The 18,832-nt window shown below is 42.2% G+C and carries 18 protein-coding genes; 4 read left to right on the top strand and 14 right to left on the bottom strand.

Translation table 11 applies throughout. From position 1 onward, the window contains the following. Positions 1–24: 24 nt before the first annotated feature. The 4 genes from trmD to OS173_RS02830 all read right to left on the bottom strand — a co-directional run bounded on the left by trmD (position 25) and on the right by OS173_RS02830 (position 2,479). The gene (trmD, locus tag OS173_RS02845; RefSeq protein WP_267182766.1) at positions 25–717 is read right to left on the bottom strand and encodes a tRNA (guanosine(37)-N1)-methyltransferase TrmD; all 693 of its coding nucleotides are present in this window, start codon (positions 715–717) and stop codon (positions 25–27) included. After that, complete coding sequence (rimM, locus tag OS173_RS02840; RefSeq protein ID WP_267182765.1) at positions 717–1,223, bottom strand: ribosome maturation factor RimM; 507 nt, start codon at positions 1,221–1,223, stop codon at positions 717–719. The genes trmD and rimM overlap by 1 nt, the downstream gene beginning before the upstream one ends. A 3-nt stretch (positions 1,224–1,226) precedes the next feature. Next, on the bottom strand, positions 1,227–1,475 hold the full coding sequence (gene rpsP / locus OS173_RS02835; RefSeq protein ID WP_267182764.1) for a 30S ribosomal protein S16: 249 nt from the start codon (positions 1,473–1,475) through the stop codon (positions 1,227–1,229). A gap of 341 nt (positions 1,476–1,816) precedes the next feature. Beyond that, positions 1,817–2,479, bottom strand: coding sequence for a response regulator (locus tag OS173_RS02830; protein WP_267182763.1), 663 nt, complete (start codon positions 2,477–2,479; stop codon positions 1,817–1,819). Between the two features lie 103 nt (positions 2,480–2,582). On the opposite strand from OS173_RS02830, the gene OS173_RS02825 reads away from it, so the two are divergent. Next, a complete protein-coding gene (locus OS173_RS02825; protein ID WP_267182762.1) occupies positions 2,583–3,791 on the top strand; it encodes a patatin-like phospholipase family protein in 1,209 nt (402 codons plus the stop codon). 31 nt (positions 3,792–3,822) lie between these two features. On the opposite strand, the gene OS173_RS02820 is transcribed toward OS173_RS02825, so the two are convergent. Both OS173_RS02820 and OS173_RS02815 read right to left on the bottom strand, forming a co-directional pair. Further along, entirely contained in the window at positions 3,823–4,455 is a 633-nt protein-coding gene (locus tag OS173_RS02820) for a phasin family protein (RefSeq protein WP_267182761.1), read from the bottom strand. A 120-nt stretch (positions 4,456–4,575) separates the two neighbouring features. After that, entirely contained in the window at positions 4,576–4,890 is a 315-nt protein-coding gene (locus tag OS173_RS02815) for a hypothetical protein (RefSeq protein WP_267182760.1), read from the bottom strand. A gap of 89 nt (positions 4,891–4,979) precedes the next feature. On the opposite strand from OS173_RS02815, the gene OS173_RS02810 reads away from it, so the two are divergent. Then, positions 4,980–5,498: a hypothetical protein gene (locus tag OS173_RS02810; RefSeq protein ID WP_267182759.1), complete on the top strand. Its 519-nt coding sequence runs from the start codon at positions 4,980–4,982 to the stop codon at positions 5,496–5,498. A 191-nt stretch (positions 5,499–5,689) separates the two neighbouring features. Beyond that, on the top strand, positions 5,690–7,687 hold the full coding sequence (tkt, locus tag OS173_RS02805; RefSeq protein WP_267182758.1) for a transketolase: 1,998 nt from the start codon (positions 5,690–5,692) through the stop codon (positions 7,685–7,687). A 67-nt stretch (positions 7,688–7,754) separates the two neighbouring features. Here the strand turns inward: tkt and OS173_RS02800 are convergent, their stop codons facing one another. The 3 genes from OS173_RS02800 to OS173_RS02790 form a co-directional block, all read right to left on the bottom strand. Beyond that, positions 7,755–8,237, bottom strand: coding sequence for a glycine zipper 2TM domain-containing protein (locus OS173_RS02800; RefSeq protein WP_267182757.1), 483 nt, complete (start codon positions 8,235–8,237; stop codon positions 7,755–7,757). A gap of 279 nt (positions 8,238–8,516) precedes the next feature. Continuing rightward, entirely contained in the window at positions 8,517–9,671 is a 1,155-nt protein-coding gene (locus tag OS173_RS02795; RefSeq protein ID WP_267182756.1) for an EAL domain-containing protein, read from the bottom strand. A gap of 78 nt (positions 9,672–9,749) precedes the next feature. Beyond that, on the bottom strand, positions 9,750–11,795 hold the full coding sequence (locus OS173_RS02790) for a sodium-translocating pyrophosphatase (protein ID WP_267182755.1): 2,046 nt from the start codon (positions 11,793–11,795) through the stop codon (positions 9,750–9,752). A gap of 326 nt (positions 11,796–12,121) precedes the next feature. Between OS173_RS02790 and lgt the strand changes: the two genes are divergently transcribed. Next, the gene (lgt, locus tag OS173_RS02785; RefSeq protein WP_267182754.1) at positions 12,122–13,015 is read left to right on the top strand and encodes a prolipoprotein diacylglyceryl transferase; all 894 of its coding nucleotides are present in this window, start codon (positions 12,122–12,124) and stop codon (positions 13,013–13,015) included. Here lgt and gspN read toward each other — a convergent pair. The 5 genes from gspN to OS173_RS02760 form a co-directional block, all read right to left on the bottom strand. Further along, the gene (gene gspN / locus OS173_RS02780) at positions 13,012–13,773 is read right to left on the bottom strand and encodes a type II secretion system protein N (RefSeq protein ID WP_267182753.1); all 762 of its coding nucleotides are present in this window, start codon (positions 13,771–13,773) and stop codon (positions 13,012–13,014) included. The two genes, lgt and gspN, sit on opposite strands and share 4 nt — an antisense overlap. Continuing rightward, positions 13,770–14,252 carry a type II secretion system protein GspM gene (gene gspM / locus OS173_RS02775; RefSeq protein WP_267182752.1) on the bottom strand — a complete coding sequence of 161 codons (483 nt, stop codon included), beginning with the start codon at positions 14,250–14,252 and terminating at the stop codon, positions 13,770–13,772. Before gspM ends, gspN begins: the two co-directional genes overlap by 4 nt. Further along, a complete protein-coding gene (gspL, locus tag OS173_RS02770; protein ID WP_267182751.1) occupies positions 14,249–15,418 on the bottom strand; it encodes a type II secretion system protein GspL in 1,170 nt (389 codons plus the stop codon). Before gspL ends, gspM begins: the two co-directional genes overlap by 4 nt. Positions 15,419–15,494: 76 nt before the next feature. Then, positions 15,495–17,864, bottom strand: a complete 2,370-nt coding sequence (locus OS173_RS02765) for an efflux RND transporter permease subunit (protein WP_267182750.1) — start codon at positions 17,862–17,864, stop codon at positions 15,495–15,497. Positions 17,865–17,876: 12 nt separating this feature from the next. Next, a complete protein-coding gene (locus tag OS173_RS02760; RefSeq protein WP_267182749.1) occupies positions 17,877–18,827 on the bottom strand; it encodes a WD40/YVTN/BNR-like repeat-containing protein in 951 nt (316 codons plus the stop codon). Positions 18,828–18,832: the final 5 nt, after the last annotated feature.

The following is an 18,832-nucleotide window of genomic DNA, read 5'->3' as shown; positions in this document are numbered from 1 at the left end:
ACTTTATGGGCACTTGAGCGGTCATTATTTACCCTCAGAGGTGCCTGCCATTAAATCAGGTCTTTGCTGTTTTGTTTTAGCAAGTGCTTGCGCCGCACGCCAACTGGCAATTTTTTTATGATCACCACTTAACAAAACCGTTGGGACACCTGATTGTCCCAGTATTTCTGACCGTGTATATTGCGGATAACCCAATTTACCGGTCATGAAAGAATCACTTTGTGCCGAGGACTCATCGCCCAAGACACCTGTCAATTGTCTTGACACTGCGTCAACCATAACGGCAGCTGCTAATTCACCGCCACTAATCACATAATCCCCAATCGACAACTCCATGTCCACATGACGATCAATAAAGCGTTGATCAACACCTTCATAACGACCACATAACAAAGTTAAGCTGTTAACTGTGGCCAAATAATTACAATCAACCTGCTTTAAAGGTTGTCCCTGTGGTGACAAATACACCACCCGCGTATCAGCATCTTGTTCTTTTATGGCCATCAATGTCCGATACAATGGGTCATACATCATCAGCATACCCGCACCGCCACCAAAAGGCCGATCATCAACCCGTCGATGCTTATTATCAGACCAGTCTCTGGGGTTAAAATATTGTATCTGTATTTTGCCCGCTTCTACCGCTCGACCAATCACTCCGAAAGACAGCATATTCTTAACCGCTTCAGGAAATAAGGTGATGACATTAAATTTCATCAGCCCTCCGGTTGATCTATCTCAGTCCAATTAACCCGTATCTCTGAGGCAACCAAATCCACACGCTCAACAGTCTGTCCATATAAATAAGGAATCAGCATGTCACCCTGATCAGATTTAACAACCATTACATCATTGGCACCGGTCTCAAATAAAGAATCAATGCATCCCAGAGTTTGATCATCCTGATTGATAACAGTCAAGCCTATTAATTGATGCCAATAAAAATCATCTTCCGGCAACGCACTTAACTGTGACACATTCACTGATACCGTTTGTCCAATTAGCGCTTCCGCAGCTTCTCGACTGTTAATGTCGGGTAGCTGTGCGATAATGGTTTTACCGTGTTTTTTGGCTTTAATTCCTTTGTACAACCGCTCACCAATATACCATTGCTGGTAAGCTGTTATATTGTCCATTGGCTGGGTATAGGAAAAAACCTTAAGCCCGCCTTGCACACCAAAATGACCCGTTATCTTACCAACGGTTAACAAGTCATCGCTCATGATTTAAGCAGATTGACGTGCTTGCTTCATTAATGTGTTGATACGATCCGATACTTGAGCACCTTTGGCAACCCAAGACTCAATACCTTCTATATCAAGGTTTAACTTAACTTCCTGTCCACGGGCCATCGGGTTATAAAACCCCAGTCGCTGTAGCGCTTTACCGTCACCGGCATTACGCGAATCAGTGGCCACAACTTTGTAGAAAGGCGCGCGTTTAGAACCATGCCTAACCATTTTAATTTTAACCATATTTACCTCAAAAAATTCAGGGCACTAAAAAAGACGGGCAATTTTATAGGAAATTACCCAAAGATAATAGTTTTTTCTTGGCTTTTTTAGTGAATTATTGCCACAATCAGCCTGTTTTGCGTAAAAAACATCACAGACCTTAAATTGATGCGCATTGTACAACAATCCAAGTTCAAATGACATTCTTTATCTGCTTACTCAGACGTAGCTATTTTAAATAATTATCGTTTTCTAAATCATGCAAAACCAAGGATTTAGAACAGGAAGCATCGTTAAAACTTCAAAAAATACCAATGAATGGAGTGGGCGCCCCAAGCAAAAAATCTTAAACACCATCATTATCAATCATCTTGATTGATTTCATCGGCATCTAACAATCCATGACGGATGGCCAAATGAGTCAGTTGCACCTCATTATTAACCTCCAACCTTTCTAAAATGCGGTACTTATAAGTGGCCACAGTTTTTTCTTTCAGTCCCAGAATATGTCCAATTTGTTTGGCTTTTTTACCACGCACCAATAACATTGCCACATCAATCTCTCGTTTTGCCAAGACATCAAAAGGGGAATCATTTTTACCGCCGGGCAACATAGACAGCGCCATTTGTTGTGCAATATCTGTACCCACATATCGTTTTCCGGCATAGACTTGTCGGATGGCACTTTCTAATTCATCGGCTGCACAACCTTTGGTCAAATACCCGGTGGCACCGGCATCCAATAATTGTTTGGGATATGGGTTTTGCGCATGAATGGTCAAAATAATTATACGAATATATGGATCAGCTTCTGTAATTTGGCGCGTGGCTTGTAGACCACTAATCCGCGGCATGTTAATATCCATTAACACCACATCAGGCTTCAATTCCATTGCCTGCTCGATAGCCTGCTGTCCATTGGTGGCTTCACCGACAATTTTAATGCCGGCCATTTTTTCGATCACCATCTTGATGCCGGTTCTGACAATATCATGGTCGTCGACCAATAAAACCTTGATAATCATGTGTTTCTACCTACTCTTTTATGGTTATCTTATCATAACTTTAACTGTCGTCATAATGACACCGATGATGGTGTCTTGGTGAGATTTTGATTATAATAACGCCATGATAACCATTAAACCTGCAGCTGATCCGATCAGCAGTAACCATAAGTTTGGCCTGGCGTTAGCCGGTGGAGGCCCGTTGGGCGGATTTTATGAATTGGGGGCTTTGTGTGCTTTGGAAGACCACATTGAAGATGTCTCCATGAATGACTTAGACATGTACGTTGGCGTCAGTTCGGGGGCATTTTTAGCCGCCGGTTTAGCGAACGGTATCAGCCTAAGGCAAATGGTGCAGATTTTTATCTTTGATAATCAATCATTAACGCCCTTTAATCCCGACCATTTTTTACAACCAGCTTATCGTGATTATATTGTTAATTTAGCCAAATCGCCTAAGCTGTTAACAAAAACACTTTTGGAGTGGGCTAAAAATCCCATGAAAATGGGCATCGTGGATTTGTTGGAAAATTTAGGAACCGCGCTACCTACCGGCGTCTTCAATAACAAAAAACTGGAACAGTTCTTACAGTCTATATTGATTAAACATGGCAAAAGTAACGACTTCAGAGAACTGGACAAACAACTGTATATTGTGGCCTGTGAGTTAAATACCGGTAAAATTGCCGGTTTTGGTAATGGTGTTAATGAAGATGTGCCTATTTCTAAAGCCGTACAAGCTTCATCCGCATTACCCGGCCTCTATGCACCGGTAAATATTAATGGTAAATATTATGTAGACGGCGCTCTGCGGCGCACCATGAATGCCTCCGCAGCATTAAAACAAGACACTCAACTTTTATTTGCCGTGAACCCAATTGTGCCCTTTTCACGGGCACCTGAGTCCACTAAAAAAGGTCTGGAATCAGGTGGCTTACCCATGGTTTTATCTCAAACGTTTCGCTCCATCGTGCAATCGCGATTAAAGTCAGGCTTAGATAAATATGAGTCGTTATACCCAACAGCAGATATTGTTTTGGCAGAACCTGATGCCGATGATGAGCGTTTATTTAACTCTAATTTGTTTAGCTATTCTCATCGTGACGAACTTTGTGATTATGCTTATCAAGTGACCCGCAAACATTTACAACAGCAGCAACAGGAATTAATTCCTATACTGAATCGACACGGATTACACTTCGATTCGCACAAACTTAATGCCAAACATCGCTGTTTGCAGGATTACATCACCAACAGCCAACCAACCTACAGTTGGCGCGAGCGACTGGATGATTCCTTGTCGCAGTTGGAGCAAAGCTTAAAAACCGGCTAAATACCGGCTTTTAAGCTTCATCAAATACTCATTACTTTTTAGAAGCTTTTTTCTTCGCGGTTTTCTTTGTGGTTGCTTTCTTGGTCGCTTTGGATTTTGCGGACGTTGATTTAGACGCGCCGTCTTCTTTCTTTGATGCAGATTTTTTAGTAACGGCTTTCTTTTTAGTTGTTTTCTTTTTACTGGTTTTTTTCGCTACTTTTTTAGTCGTCTGAGCACCCGATTTTTTATCGTCGACACCACTTTTTTCAGCTGTTAATTCACTGACCTGCGCAGTTAACTTTTCAATCCGATCCACCAATTTATGTAATTCGTCATTGGTCGGCACACCCAATCGATGCAAAGATTTCTCAACTCTTGTTTCGAATACACTTTCAAGCTTATCCCAACTTTCGCTGGCTTTCTTTTTAGCAGAATCCACAGTTCCGGAAACAGATGATTTAATGTCTTTACCGGCTTTTTGGGATTGTGATTTAAAAGCCTGCTCAAAGTCTTTACCTTGTTCGATTAATTTATCAAAAATCTTTTTACCTTCGGTTTGTGCTTTAGAGAAAGCGCCCAAACCCGCCAGCCAAATCTCATTGGCCGAACCCATTAAATTTTCCGCCAACTGCGGTGACTTCTTTTCTTCTGATGCTTGTTTCAATGTTTTTTTCTTCGCCATAATATCCTCTGCTTATCTATGAATATCGTCATTATCTCGAATTATTATAGAGCATTCACACTAAGCTGCCTAATTTTCTCAGAAAATTAATTCCCTTTAAGTCACTCAACAGCATTCAGTTTACATAAAAATAAAAAATGCGGCCGTCCCTGCCACAAAAACAATCAATAACAGAATAGACAGCAGTAAAAAGAATTTGGCTTTCTTTAATCCCACAAAAGAGCCCGCTTCATTTTTCTTAAATGAAAAAGCCAGTGAAATCAACACCGCCAGAACCGCACCGATAATCCAGACCGTTATGGCTGCCGGAATATCGCCTTTATTAGCCGCCAACGCAGACGATGTCAAAGCCAACAGCAAAACACTGACCAGCAACCTTTCTAATGCCGTTAGAGAACTTGCACGTAAACTCTTATTTGTGTTTGTTTTTATCATTTGAACATTATTACTGATTCTTGGCCTTTCTTATACATTAAATAAACTTTTAAAATAATAAAGGGACTAATACCTATAGAGTAAAAAAAATGATGATGAATAACCAAACCACAACTGCTTTAGTCCATTTGTTTATTGTAATCGTTTTACTCGTGACTTTTTCGTGGGTGGGTTTGGCTGATTTTTCCTGGCAGAAATTACCTGATTCCATTGAGACATTTCAAGCTGAAAAAGTTTTAGAAGATGAGCTTCCCATGCTTTTAAGTTACGAGATTCAGATTCTAAAACGTGCCCAAAGAATAGAGTCACCGAAAGTCGGAGTAGCCGGTAGTCCCTCTGAAATATTTCAAGCCTATCAAACCATATTGGCAGCAAAAGAAGCAGAGCAGATTTTTAAACATTTGCTCAATGATAAAAATAAAGTCACAAAAGTTTATGCCATGAAAGGCTTACAAACAATCAACTCTCCTTTGTTTAATGAAATTGAGCCCTACTTTTCCAACAGCCAACAATCAGTTTATCAAGTCTTAGGCTGCCTGGTTTCAAAAAAACGCATAAGTGACATGATTGAAGACCACTGGCTATGGAAGAAAACTGTGCCTGAATGATAAAACCATCTACAAACTGGTCGAACACATTTTTCAGTTCCCTCTCAAAGGAGGAAGTAAATTTAACTTAACAACACAAAAACCGACAGTCTCTGCGATTGTCAGTTGTTTATCATGGGGTTTATCCATAAAATAAGCGCCTACTGGCTCGCTTGGGCTTTTTTTAATCCAAACCTATAAATTAAAATCACATGTCAAATCAAACTTTGTTAGCCAATGCCATCCGATTTCTGGCCATGGATGCCGTTCAACAAGCCAATTCGGGCCATCCGGGGGCACCCATGGGCATGGCGGATATCGCTGAAGTCCTGTTTAATCATCACCTGCGGCATAATCCGAAAAATCCCAAATGGTTTAATCGCGACCGTTTTGTCATGTCCAACGGCCATGGTTCGATGCTGGTATATGCGGCTTTACATTTATCGGGTTATGATTTGAGCATGTCGGAATTAAAAGATTTCAGACAGTTACATTCGAAAACCCCGGGACACCCGGAATATGGCTATACACCCGGGGTGGAAACCACCACCGGACCGTTGGGACAAGGATTGGCTAATGCCGTGGGTATGGCTTTGGCCGAAAAAATGCTGGCCACACAGTTTAACCGCGATGGTCATAACATTATTGATCATTACAGTTATGTCTTTCTGGGCGATGGCTGCTTAATGGAAGGCATTTCTCATGAAGTGTGTTCCCTGGCTGGCACCTTGGGCTTAGGAAAACTGATTGCTTTATATGATGATAATAATATCTCCATTGACGGTGAAGTCGATGGCTGGTTTACCGATAACACGCCACAACGTTTTAAAGCCTACGGATGGCATGTCATTGAAGCGGTGGACGGGCATGATGCGGCGGCTGTTGATGCGGCCATTAAGGCAGCCAAAGACAATACCGAACAACCCACGCTTATTTGTTGCAAAACCACCATTGGCGCCGGTGCTCCGAACAAAGCCGGTTCCCATGAAACCCATGGCGCGCCTTTGGGTAAAGATGAAATTGCCGCCACCCGCAAAGCCTTAAATTGGTCTTATGCACCTTTTGAGATTCCGGATGAAATTTACCGAGGCTGGAATGCGGAAAGCAAAGGTGCGGAACGTGAGCAAACCTGGCAAAATACTTTTCATGCTTACCAAAAAGCATACCCTGAATTGGCGGCTGATTTGTCGCGTCGCATAAACAATGAATTACCGGCTGATTTTGATACCAAAATGGATGCCTACTTAAAACAAGTTGCTAAAGATGCCCCTGAAATGGCCACCCGTAAAGCCTCTAAATTGGCTTTAGAAGGTGTCGGCCCTATGTTACCGGAACTGTTTGGTGGTTCAGCTGACTTAACACCATCTAATAATACGTTTTGGTCCGGCTCGAAGCACATCAATGGTGGTGATTTTACCGGTAACTATTTGTCTTTTGGGGTGCGGGAATTTGGTATGAGCGCCATCACCACCGGCATGAGTTTGCATGGCGGCATTATTCCTTACACGGGCACTTTTCTGATGTTTTCTGATTATGCCAAAAATGCGTTACGCATGGCGGCCCTGATGAAAGTAAGAAATATCTTTGTTTATACCCATGATTCCATCGGCGTCGGTGAAGACGGACCCACACACCAGCCGGTGGAACAATTGCCGGCTTTGCGCATGATTCCGAATATGCATGTCTGGCGACCTTGTGATGCGGTGGAATCAGTGGCGGCCTGGCATGCAGCCATCAAACGCAACGATGGACCCACCAGTTTATTATTTACCCGTCAGGGTGTACCGCATCAACAACGTCGTGACGATCAGTTGAGTTTGATTCATAAGGGTGGCTATATTCTCAATGATTGTAACCAGGATCCTGAATTGATTATTATTGCCACCGGTTCAGAGGTGGGGATTGCCGCTCAGGCCACCGAAGAACTACAACATAAAGGTCATCAGGTTCGCCTGGTGTCGATGCCGTGTATTGAGGTATTCTTACAACAGTCACCGGACTATCAAAACACCGTTCTACCACGTCATTGTCGACGTCGATTAGCCGTGGAAGCAGCTAAAACTGATGCCTGGTATCAGTTTGTCGGCCTGGATGGTGCAGTTATCGGTCAAGATACCTTTGGTGAATCAGCACCGGGTAAGGAATTGTTTGATTACTTTAATATCACCGCCGAAGCGGTATTAAAACGGGCTAAAGCCTTATTGAAGTAACACAATGACCCAAAAAAACCCCAGCGACTCAAGGTCGCTGGGGTTTCCTAAGGTGTTAAATAACAGCTTATTCGATGACTTGAACATCCACCGCCAAGCGAACACGGTCACCAGGATGGCGGGTCATAAAGGTATCATACCATTGACCTTGGTATTCATAAGTCACATCATAACCACTTAATTGACGCTCTTCTCGGTAACGGGTGTCAGTGTAACAACGTGGACGTTGTTGACGATGTGATGGCTGGTTAGCACCAACAGTTGCACCGGCAATCACCCCCACCGCAGTGGCCGCATCACGGCCGGAACCGCCACCAATCTGATTGCCTAAAACACCACCAATAATACCACCTAAAATGGCACCACCGGTGTTGGCGCGTGGTTCACGATATTGTGGACGTTCACAAACCCGTTGGCGTTCAGGAATAGAAACGCGTTCATAAACAGGACGAACTTCTATCACTTTACCATAAGCGACATTGTTATCATAACGTTGCGCCATGGAAAGACCGCTGAACAATAAACCAATAATAAGAATCTGATATTTCATGACATTATTTCCCGTTAAATAAGTATCAGTTTATCGGTTTTAAATGAATCGATGATGAACCGTTGGCGTTCATTCAGATAAGTGAGATATTTAGACAATACAGGCACAGAAAAGGTTGACCGGATAAAATATCCGGTCAACAACGACAATTTATATGCGTACGCACATAAATTGTCCATGGTCGCTACAGAAGCTTTGACCAGGCTTCGTTAAAGTAGCGACACTTACCCACGGTGAATATTTTATGAAAATCGACTTAAAAAGCAAAGAGAATATGAGCTAATCACTAAAAAGTCTATCAGAACGGGTCAAAATCTCCGATTTTGACATGGCTTTGCCGTAATAATAACCTTGGCCAAAATCGACTTCCAATTGCTTGAGTAATTTATGTTGTTGTTCATCTTCAACGCCCTCTGCCACCAATTTCATACCTAATTTTTTTGCCAACGAGACCATGGCTTCTACCAATATTTGGTTAACCTGTTCAGATAATAATCCCTGAATGAATACCTGATCTATTTTTAACACGTCGAAAGGCAACGAAAGCAATTGTTGTAAGCCTGAATAACCGGTACCAAAATCATCAGCGCAGACACGAAATCCCGACTGATGACATTGTGTAATCCAGTGCTGAGCCATTACGGTGTCAACCATCATGGTCTCTGTGATTTCCAACTTCAACCGATTCGGCTGAATATCACTGGCTTTTAATTGTCGTGATAATCCGGGTAAAAATTGTTTATCATTCAACTGTTTTGCCGATACATTGATGTTGATAAAAATCGAATCCGGTAATTGTGACAGCAAATCAATGGCTCGATTAAAAACCAAGGACCCCACCTCAATAATCATGTCCGTTTCTTCAGCCAAAGAAATAAACTCAAATGGCGACATAACACCAAGCTTTGGATGCTGCCAACGACTTAAGGCCTCAAACCCATAGATTTGATGATTCGTGAGATCCACTATCGGCTGAAACACGGTAAGTACTTTACCTTCATTGATGGCCGTTCTTAGTTCACTTTCCAGTCTGAATTTTGATAATCCACTTTTTTCAATAACAGAAGCCACATGAGACAGCAGATCATCAGTCTGGTTATTATTTCTCGGTAGTAAAGCCCGCAAACGTTTTAACAAAACGCCGATTAAAGCACGTATTATGGGATCGGTCTCTGTCAAGCGATCAGTAATTTGACCGGGTTTAATTTCTAATAAGGTAACTTGGGTTTTAGCCCGTGCCGCAGTAGATCGTACCGATTGATCTAATACCCCCATTTCCCCAAATAACTCACCCACTGACAAAGAATGGATGGTTTCATTATGATCAGTCAGTATTTCCACTGTACCTTTTTCTATAATATAAGCGCGGTCAGAACGGGCTCCACTATGAAAGATGAATTGTCCAGGCTTATAAAAACTTAAGTGAAACCCCACCCTAACTCCGCTTACTCACTTGAAGAACCTTGTTTGCGAGGATAAATATTTAATATCCTCGCAAACAGATGATTATCTTTATGCAAAAATACCACCGGGCATTTTAGCTAACAATGGGGCAATCACTAATGAAACAATGGCCATCACATTGATGAGAATGTTCATCGCAGGTCCTGACGTGTCTTTGAAAGGATCACCAACAGTATCACCCACCACAGTGGCAGTATGTGCGGTTGAACCTTTACCGCCAAAGTTACCCTTTTCGACAAATTTTTTGGCATTATCCCAAGCGCCACCTGCATTAGCCATGGTTAGTGCCAGTAGCACACAAGTAATCAAAGCCCCACCAAGCATGCCACCTAATGTAGCAGCTCCAAATACAAAACCCACCACTATCGGTGACAATACAGCCAGTAAACCAGGCGCTACCATGCGCTTTAAAGCCGCCGTGGTGGCAATATCCACACACTTGTCACTATCAGGTTTTGCTGTGCCTTCCATTAAGCCGGGAATTTCTTTAAATTGACGCCGGATTTCTTTAATCATGTCAAAAGCGGCATCACCCACTGCGCGCATGGTCATTGCCGATACCAAGAATGGGAAAATACCGCCTAAAAACATACCCATTAAGACCCTTGGGTCAGAAATATTAAGCGCAAAACCGGGAACACTGTTACTGATAACTTCAATAAAGGCGGCAATAATCGCTAACGCGGCTAAACCGGCTGCGCCTATGGCAAAACCCTTTCCGATGGCAGCTGTTGTGTTACCAACTTCGTCTAAACCGTCTGTTATGGCACGCGTTTCAGGCCCCATCTCAGCCATCTCAGCAATACCGCCGGCATTATCAGCTACAGGGCCGTAGGCATCAATGGCCATGGTAATACCCACTGTTGCCAACATCCCAACAGCCGCAATACCGACACCATATACACCGGCACCCTCCGGTAACAATAAAGAGGTACCAAATATAATGGCAGCTAAGGTTATCACCGGAACCACCACCGATTCCATACCAACAGCCAAACCAGAAATCAAAACTGTGGCAGGTCCAGTTTCTCCGTCTTTGGCAATATCACGAACCGGTTTTCCGCCAGTATAATATTCTGTGACTAAACCAATCAAAATACCACCGGCCGCGCCCAACACAACACACTGCCAGACATGATTATTAATGGCCAAGTAAGCCATTAAAAAGTAGGCTGCGATAATAAATATAATGGTGGCACCTATGGTCCCCATACGTAAAGCCACATCGGGTTTTTGGCCGCTGGCTAATTTGACGATAAATATACCCAAAACCGAACAAATCAGACCCACTGATGCTAAAGCCAATGGCAAAAACATCAAATCCTGTTGACGTTCTGCAATTTGCTGGTAAATTGGCACTGACATGGTCGAAGCAATCGCTATACAAGCAATCATGGCACCGCAGTACGATTCAAAAATATCAGAACCCATACCCGCCACATCACCCACGTTGTCACCCACATTATCTGCAATAACACCCGGATTACGGGGATCATCTTCGGGGATGCCTGCTTCTATTTTACCCACTAAATCTGCACCAACATCGGCACTCTTGGTAAATATTCCCCCACCGACACGTGAAAACAGCGCCACCACAGAAGCCCCCATACCAAAACCGTGAATGGCATGCACAGTTTCATGATCGGTACCAAATAAATAATACAACAAACCTAATCCCAATAGACCCATCGCGGCAACGGTTAAGCCCATAATGGAACCACCATAAAAGGCCACAGATAAAGCCGCAGCCTGGCCTTTTTCATTGGCGGCCACCGTGGTTCTGACATTGGCTTTGGTGGCTGAAAACATGCCAAAATATCCGGCAATGGCTGAACATAACGCACCCACAATAAAGGAAAATGGTGTTTGCCAAGTACCAAAACCGATGTATAACCCAATAAATAAAATGGCCACAAATGAAAATAAAATCGTGTATTCACGGCGCATAAAGACCATGGCACCGGCATGAATTTGATCTGCAATCTCTTTTACTTTACCGGTGCCCGCCGGTAACTTGAGAACTTTTAAAAATATAATTAACGCCATCAGCAGACCAAAACCGCCGACCAGCAAAGGGATAAATGCTTGATTCATATAAATAACCTCTTTTGAACAATCTTATAAAAACAATGCCTGCTTATGTGCTAACAAATAGCTGCCGGTTCACCGTTGCGAATTGCACTTACTTTCGATGAGCATCATGTACTGATTGATAATCATGGTATCTACGATACACTTTACTCCACTTAACCAAATGCAGATTGACTAAAGATTTTAACACAAACCATCGTTAATTCGTGATGGGATATTTATCGCCACAGTCGCGCTTATTTTTAATCTGTACCACATTTGCAAATAGTCCTGAATTGATTATTCTTTCATGGCAAAATAGGCACATTTAATGACACCATTAGACAACCATGCAATCTGCAGTATCTGCTGAACAAAATTTACCTTATGTGGTGGATTTTGACCCCATTTTTATCAATTTAGGCCCATTGGACATCCACTGGTACGGAATCACTTATTTAGTCGGTTTTGGTTTATTTTATCTATTGGGTCGTTACCGCATCAGAAAATATCACACTGGTTGGAACAAACAACAACTATCAGATGTTATCTTTTATGGCGCACTTGGGGTGGTGTTAGGCGGTCGTATCGGCTGGTACTTATTTTATAATGACACAGGTTTTAGCAGCGACCCGTTGTTATTGTTTAAGGTATGGGAAGGCGGTATGTCCTTTCACGGAGGATTGGCCGGTGTGTTGTTGGCTTTGGTTTATTTTAAAAACAAAACCAACAAAACCTTTTATGAAGTTAGTGACTTTGTGGCGCCTTTAACACCTCTGGGGATTGCTTCAGTTAGAATGGGTAACTTTATTAATGGTGAATTGTGGGGACGAATAACTGATCAGCCTTGGGCCATGATTTTTCCACAATCCCTACCATACAGCAAACAACCTGACATTATTGGCCAAGACACATGGCAACAACTTTATCAACAAGGTCAGCTAAATGTGTTTGCACGTCACCCTTCACCTTTATACGAAGCCTTTTTAGAGGGTATTGTCACTTTTGTGGTGGTTTGGGTTGCGGCTCATTTCGCGCGTAAACGCGGTACCGCGTCAGCGGTATTTTTACTGAGTTATGGTTTTAGTCGCTTTTTTGTGGAATTTTTCCGTGAGCCGGATGCCAACCGGGGCTTTATTGCCTTTGATTGGATGACCATGGGTCATATTCTGACTTTACCGATTATCGCTTACGGTCTGTGGATTTTATGGTCACAAAGAAATAAGCAACCTATAAAAACTTAATAAAACCCGGCACGATTAAGTCGCCGACCGCCACCCGGTCGCGGATCACCGACACCCTGCAAAGCTGAATTAAGTTGATAGAAGCCCGGTTTCGGCACAATATCAACATTCAGTTGCCATCGGTTTGGCTGAATATAAAAAGCACCGGACACCGTCAAACGATCTGAATTTGAACTTATGGTGCCGGCGATGACACCCGCACTTTTTGTTTCAAGATCTATTTTAACCTCACCCAAAGGCATTTGATTGGGCGCCAAAAGTTGAAAATCTTTTAAGATAACTTGACCATTCAATCGTTCAATTCCGGTTTGTTTACTATAAACCAACTGATCTATAGCAAACTGCCAGTAACCATCAAATCGACCTTGTTTAATCTGTAAATAAGGTTGTAAATATGCCCAGTTTAGATAGCCGGTTACTTGCTTAATCTTGGCTTGATTTTGATTAATCTCTTTGAGCTTAAAAGTTAAATCATATTGCTCATCATGCAACCTGACACGACCGCCAATGCCCTTCAGGGAACCGGGATAAAGTAGCCATTCAGCTTGACCAAGAGGTATGACATCATATCGTAAAGCGCCGGCTTCACCTTTAATGACTGAACCTGATACATCGCGCAGCACCACAGGCTTAAAATAATCGCTGGCATAGTCATAATACCAACGCAATGGCAATACAGCCAATAGTAAAACAATGATGACCGCTAAAATTAACAGCCATTTAATTAATCCAATGATTCGATCTGTGGTACTTTTCATGATTTTGTTATCCGCATACGAATGGTGACCAGCCCCGTGGTCCGATCAGTGACATTAATATCTGCTTGATCAACCACCACACCAAAATTCTGATAAATTAACTGTAACCAATCAGCCATTTGATCGAAAGGCACCGACTCTAACCACAAAGTAACTGTTTGTTCATCTACGGGCTCTGAACGTTTTACTGATTGTTGTAAGTTCAGCTGTATAAGCTCACTGTCTAACCAGGCTGAAAATGTTTTATCCTCAGGCAGTGACTGAATTGTTTGTGTTTGTTGGCCAATGAGCCGTTGACTGGCTTGTTGCATGCTGTTCAGCTGTTGTTGTAACTCCATTCTCAGCGCTGCTTGACGTGTAATATAATCGGATACTGGTTGAAAAATCAACAGCCAGAGTAACACCACTAAGACTATCAAGCCGCCATACATCAGCAGCGTTCTTTCACGTTCACTTAATTGAGATATAAATGACTTCATCGGGGCTTTATAGTAATTATGGATTGATAATAACCATCGGTTAATTCGTTAACACCAATATTAACACGGTAATCAACCGCTTGGTTTTGTAACGCTTGTCGATAGTCGTTAATACGACTAATGCTCGGTGCAGTCACTTGAATTTCCAAATTATTGTCAAATAGACGAATATTTTTTATTTCTATTTCTTGGTGTTGTTGCCTGGCTTCCCCTAAAAAATACAAGCTGTCGAGTAAAATACTGTTCGGCTGATTTTCGTTGTTGACTTGCTTCAGCCGTGACTGCATGGCCGCGAAAGGATCGCGTTGCTCTGTGGCTGAAAGATCATTAAATTTGTCCGCTAAAATTTGTTGCTGTTGAGATCTTAAATCTTTGATTTCAGTTGATAGCTGCCACCACTGGTAGACATTGATTATCAGCCAGCTAATGATTAAGAATGATGCCGCCAGCAACGGCTTTAGCCAAGTTATGGATTGTGTTTGGCGTTCGTTATCTTGGTCCTCACCCCGGTACAAATTAACTTCATTACCCGACAGTAAATTTGCACAACAGTCAGTTAATGATAAATTTGTCACTGTTTCAAATTGACTGGCAACAGCGATATCCGGTTTATTGGTCAGTAAATGTGTACAATTTTTTCCAAATGCCTGAATTAATTCTGGCATTTGTTGTTCCTGACACTGCATAGAAGCCTCAGGACCAAAACGTAATAATATTCGCTGATTTTCCTGCCAAAGACTTAAATGATTTTCTTTAGCCGGACAAAAGACAGCCTCACTGTATATGCCAGTAACAGTTAAATTATGTTTTTTAATAAAATCATTAATCTGATGACGCTTATCTTTGCTGATAACAGCCACACTTTGTAGATGCTCTGACCGTGCTTGCCACGCATAGTAATTGTCATCCACCTCATTGATCAACTCATCTTCAATACTAAATGGAATGGTTTTTTGCAGAATTTCGGATGAACGACTGGCCACTTGAGTGCTGGTCAAATAGACCCATGAAGCCGGCACCAGAATAGTGACATTAACTTGACTGGGTAAGGTTGAACTGAATTCTTCCTTAGGTAGTTTCTGGGCGGTATTTTGGGTCGTGTCATAGGTGATAACTTGCGTGACATTGAATTGATTATCTATATGAATCAGCAAAAAATCAGCCATTGTAAGATTCGTTTTATTCAGTTCGGAAACAACTGATTGTAATCACCTTTCCAAGTGACCACAATCAGTTTTTTCGTTAGCGAGATTTGGGCATCAACCAATATGCCAGAGCAGGTAATAATAACAAAGCACCAATCATATTAACAATAAACATAAAGGCCAATAAAATACCCATATCCGCTTGGAACTGTAAATCGCTAAATATCCAGGTACCCACCCCAATACCCAAAGTCAGTGCAGTAAATAGTACCGCTTTACCGGTCAATCTAAGGGTTTCACGATAAGCATCGACCAGATTCAAACCTTTATTGAGTAAATTTTGTAGTCGACTGAAGATATAAATACCATAATCAACGCCAATTCCCACACCCAAGGCCACCACTGGTAATGTATTCACTTTTAAACCAATCCCTAAAAAGGCCATTAACGCATACGCCAGTAAAGACACCAGTGCCAGTGGAATTACAATACTCAAAGTGCCGGCTATCGATCGAAATGTGATTAAGCACAATAAAATAACGGCACCATAAACCATGATAAGCATTGGCATTTGAGCGCTTTTAACAACGTCATTGGTGGCGGCCATAACGCCGGCATTACCGGTGGCTAATCGGAAACGAACCGAGCCATCAATCAATTCGCCATTATCGTCTAACTCAGGTGGGTGAGCTTGCTGATAGTCTTTAACAGCAGCCACCACACGGTTGATGGTGCTGGCTTTATGATCTTCGGTAAATATCGTTACCGGCATGACACTGCAATCACGATTAAGTAATCCCGTTGACGTGTCAACACCTGATAACGATTGGCGCATGACGTAGTTATTTCGCGATATCTCCCGCCATTTCGGATTACCTTCATTCCATCCTGCGGTTATGATTTTACTGACATCTGCCAAAGTAATGACCTGTTGTACGCCTGTTATATTTTCCATGGTCCAAGCAAAGTCATCAATGGTGCTCATCACCTGATAGCTTTCAGTACAGGCAGATGGTGGGGTCTCAACAATAACATTGATCATATCAACACCCAACGAAAACTCATCACTGATAGTCATGGCATCTTGATTATAACGTGAGTCAGCACGCAACTCAGGCACACCAGCTTCAGAGTCGCCAATTTGCATTTGTTCACTTTTAAAGTAACCAAATACAAACAGCACGATGGCGATCACAACAGCTGTGGTGGCCAACGGATTTTTAGCAAACTTAGACAGGCCATCCCAAATTTTTGTTTTGTGGTTCTTGGCTTCAAATTTAGACACAAAAGCATCCATATTTTTGACCTTCATACCGTACAAAAGCAGCGGCAATAACACCAAATTTGTAATGATGATTAAGGCCACACCAACAGTGGCAGTGATGGCTAACTCTTGAATAATTTCAATTTTAATAAAGTATATGGTGGCAAAACCGATGGTATCTGACAGTAAGGCAATCATACCGGGAACCAATAAAGCCATAAAGGCCGCTTTGGCCGCATGTTGCGTGTCTTTTGTACCCGATTGTTGCACCAGATCATTGGTCCATCGTGAAATCATTTGCACCCCATGACTAACGCCAATGGCAAAGATTAAAAATGGCGTTAAGATATTCATCGGGTCGATACCCATGCCCATCATTTTCAAGGCACCCATTTGCCAAATGACAGCCACCAAAGAACATAAAATCGGAAACAGTGTCAGTTTCCAGTTTTTTGAATACCAAAACAATAATAGTGCCGTGATGAAAATTGCCAACGCAAAGAAATACAGCACTGATTTAGCACCGGCAGCTACATCACCAATAACTTTAGCAAAACCAATAATATGTACAGTTTGTCCGTTACCTTCATACTTTTGGCGCAGTGCTTCTAATTCTCCAGCCACTTTCTGGTAATCGATTTTATCACCGGTTTCAGGGTTAATTTCTTGTAAATCCGCCCAAATCATGGCGCCGTTAAAATCCGCAGCCACTAAACGTCCAACAATGCCGGCTTTGACTATATTTGCGCGTATAGTTTTAAACATGTCTTCATTGGGCACATAGTCCGAAGGAATCACATTGCCACCGGCAAAACCATCTTCAACCACTTCCACAAATCGCACATTGGGTGTAAAAATTGATTTAACACTGGGTCGATAAACACCGGTGATGTAATAAACATCGTCAGTAAGTTGTTCGAATTTGTTAAAAAACGGCTCATTGAACATATCACCACTGTCATCAATCAGGGCGACCAATATTCTGTTTGCACCACGAAACTCGGTATGCTCCATGAATGTCTGCATATATTCATGGTTTAAAGGTAATTGTTTTTCAAACCCAGCATCAACTTGTAACTGTGAAGCAAACCAAGCCATGACCAAGGTGGCCACAAACAACAAACCTAATAATACTTTTTTGGCACCAAATAAACCGTTGGCCAATCGTTCAGTCAATGTGGTTTTAGTCGTCATATCGTTCATAGTTGTCTCTATTTATGGTTTTGCTAAGGATTGGATATCACTGCCTTCTTCGCCGAACAGCAATAATTTTTGGCCATTATCCAATATCAATACATCAGCATAGTCATCTCCAATTTCTAGCGCTGAACTACCCGACAAGGTGGTTAATTGCCTGTCCTTATAGATAACACGCGCGCCGTTTGCACCGACCATTATCGCTGAATTTTCATCTAACAGGTCACCACCGAATAAACTACTTAAATTTTTATTGGGAATCTCTTGCCATGACTGACCTTGATCGATGGACGACAACACATGCCCCCTGAGCCCAAACATAATAACCTCATCCTGCAATCCCAGAACACCAAACATTGATCCCGGGTAAGGCAATTCAATGGCTTGCCAGGTATCGCCTAAATCGGCACTGATGAATCCGTAACCAGCCTCCCCCGCCACATATAAATGACCATCATTTGCCATGGTTATATCATTCAGATGGTAATCAAGTTCATCATGAATTAAATCATCTTCCCAGTTTTCACCGCCATCATAGGTGGTCATAATGGTGCCATAAGCACCTATCGCAAAACCATTTTCAGCATCTATAAAATACACAGACAATAAGGGCATTTGACGATCTGGGTCATAAAATTGCAATGTCCATGTTTCACCACCGTCGCTACTGTGAATGATGGTGGCATCATGACCGACAGCCCATACTAATTGCTTCACGGAAAACACTTTGGTCAATAAAATATTAACAGGTACATTTTCAATTTGGCGCCATGTTTCACCCTGATCTGAACTTTTTAAAACATGACCATGTTCGCCAACAGCCACTAATTCATTGCCTAAGTTTGTCACAGAAAGTATCAGCACTTCATCAGCTAATGGCATGACTTTGCTGACTTCTTGTGCAGACAACAGCGGGCTCATTGTCAACAACACGAAGACAACAAGTTTACATGTGTTTTTTATAATCATAATGT

The sequence above is a fragment of the Marinicella gelatinilytica genome, from assembly GCF_026410405.1.
GTDB classification, from domain to species: domain Bacteria; phylum Pseudomonadota; class Gammaproteobacteria; order Xanthomonadales; family Marinicellaceae; genus Marinicella; species Marinicella gelatinilytica.
The sequence above is the reverse complement of the archived record's forward strand: the minus strand, read 5'-3'. Positions and strand labels throughout refer to the sequence as shown.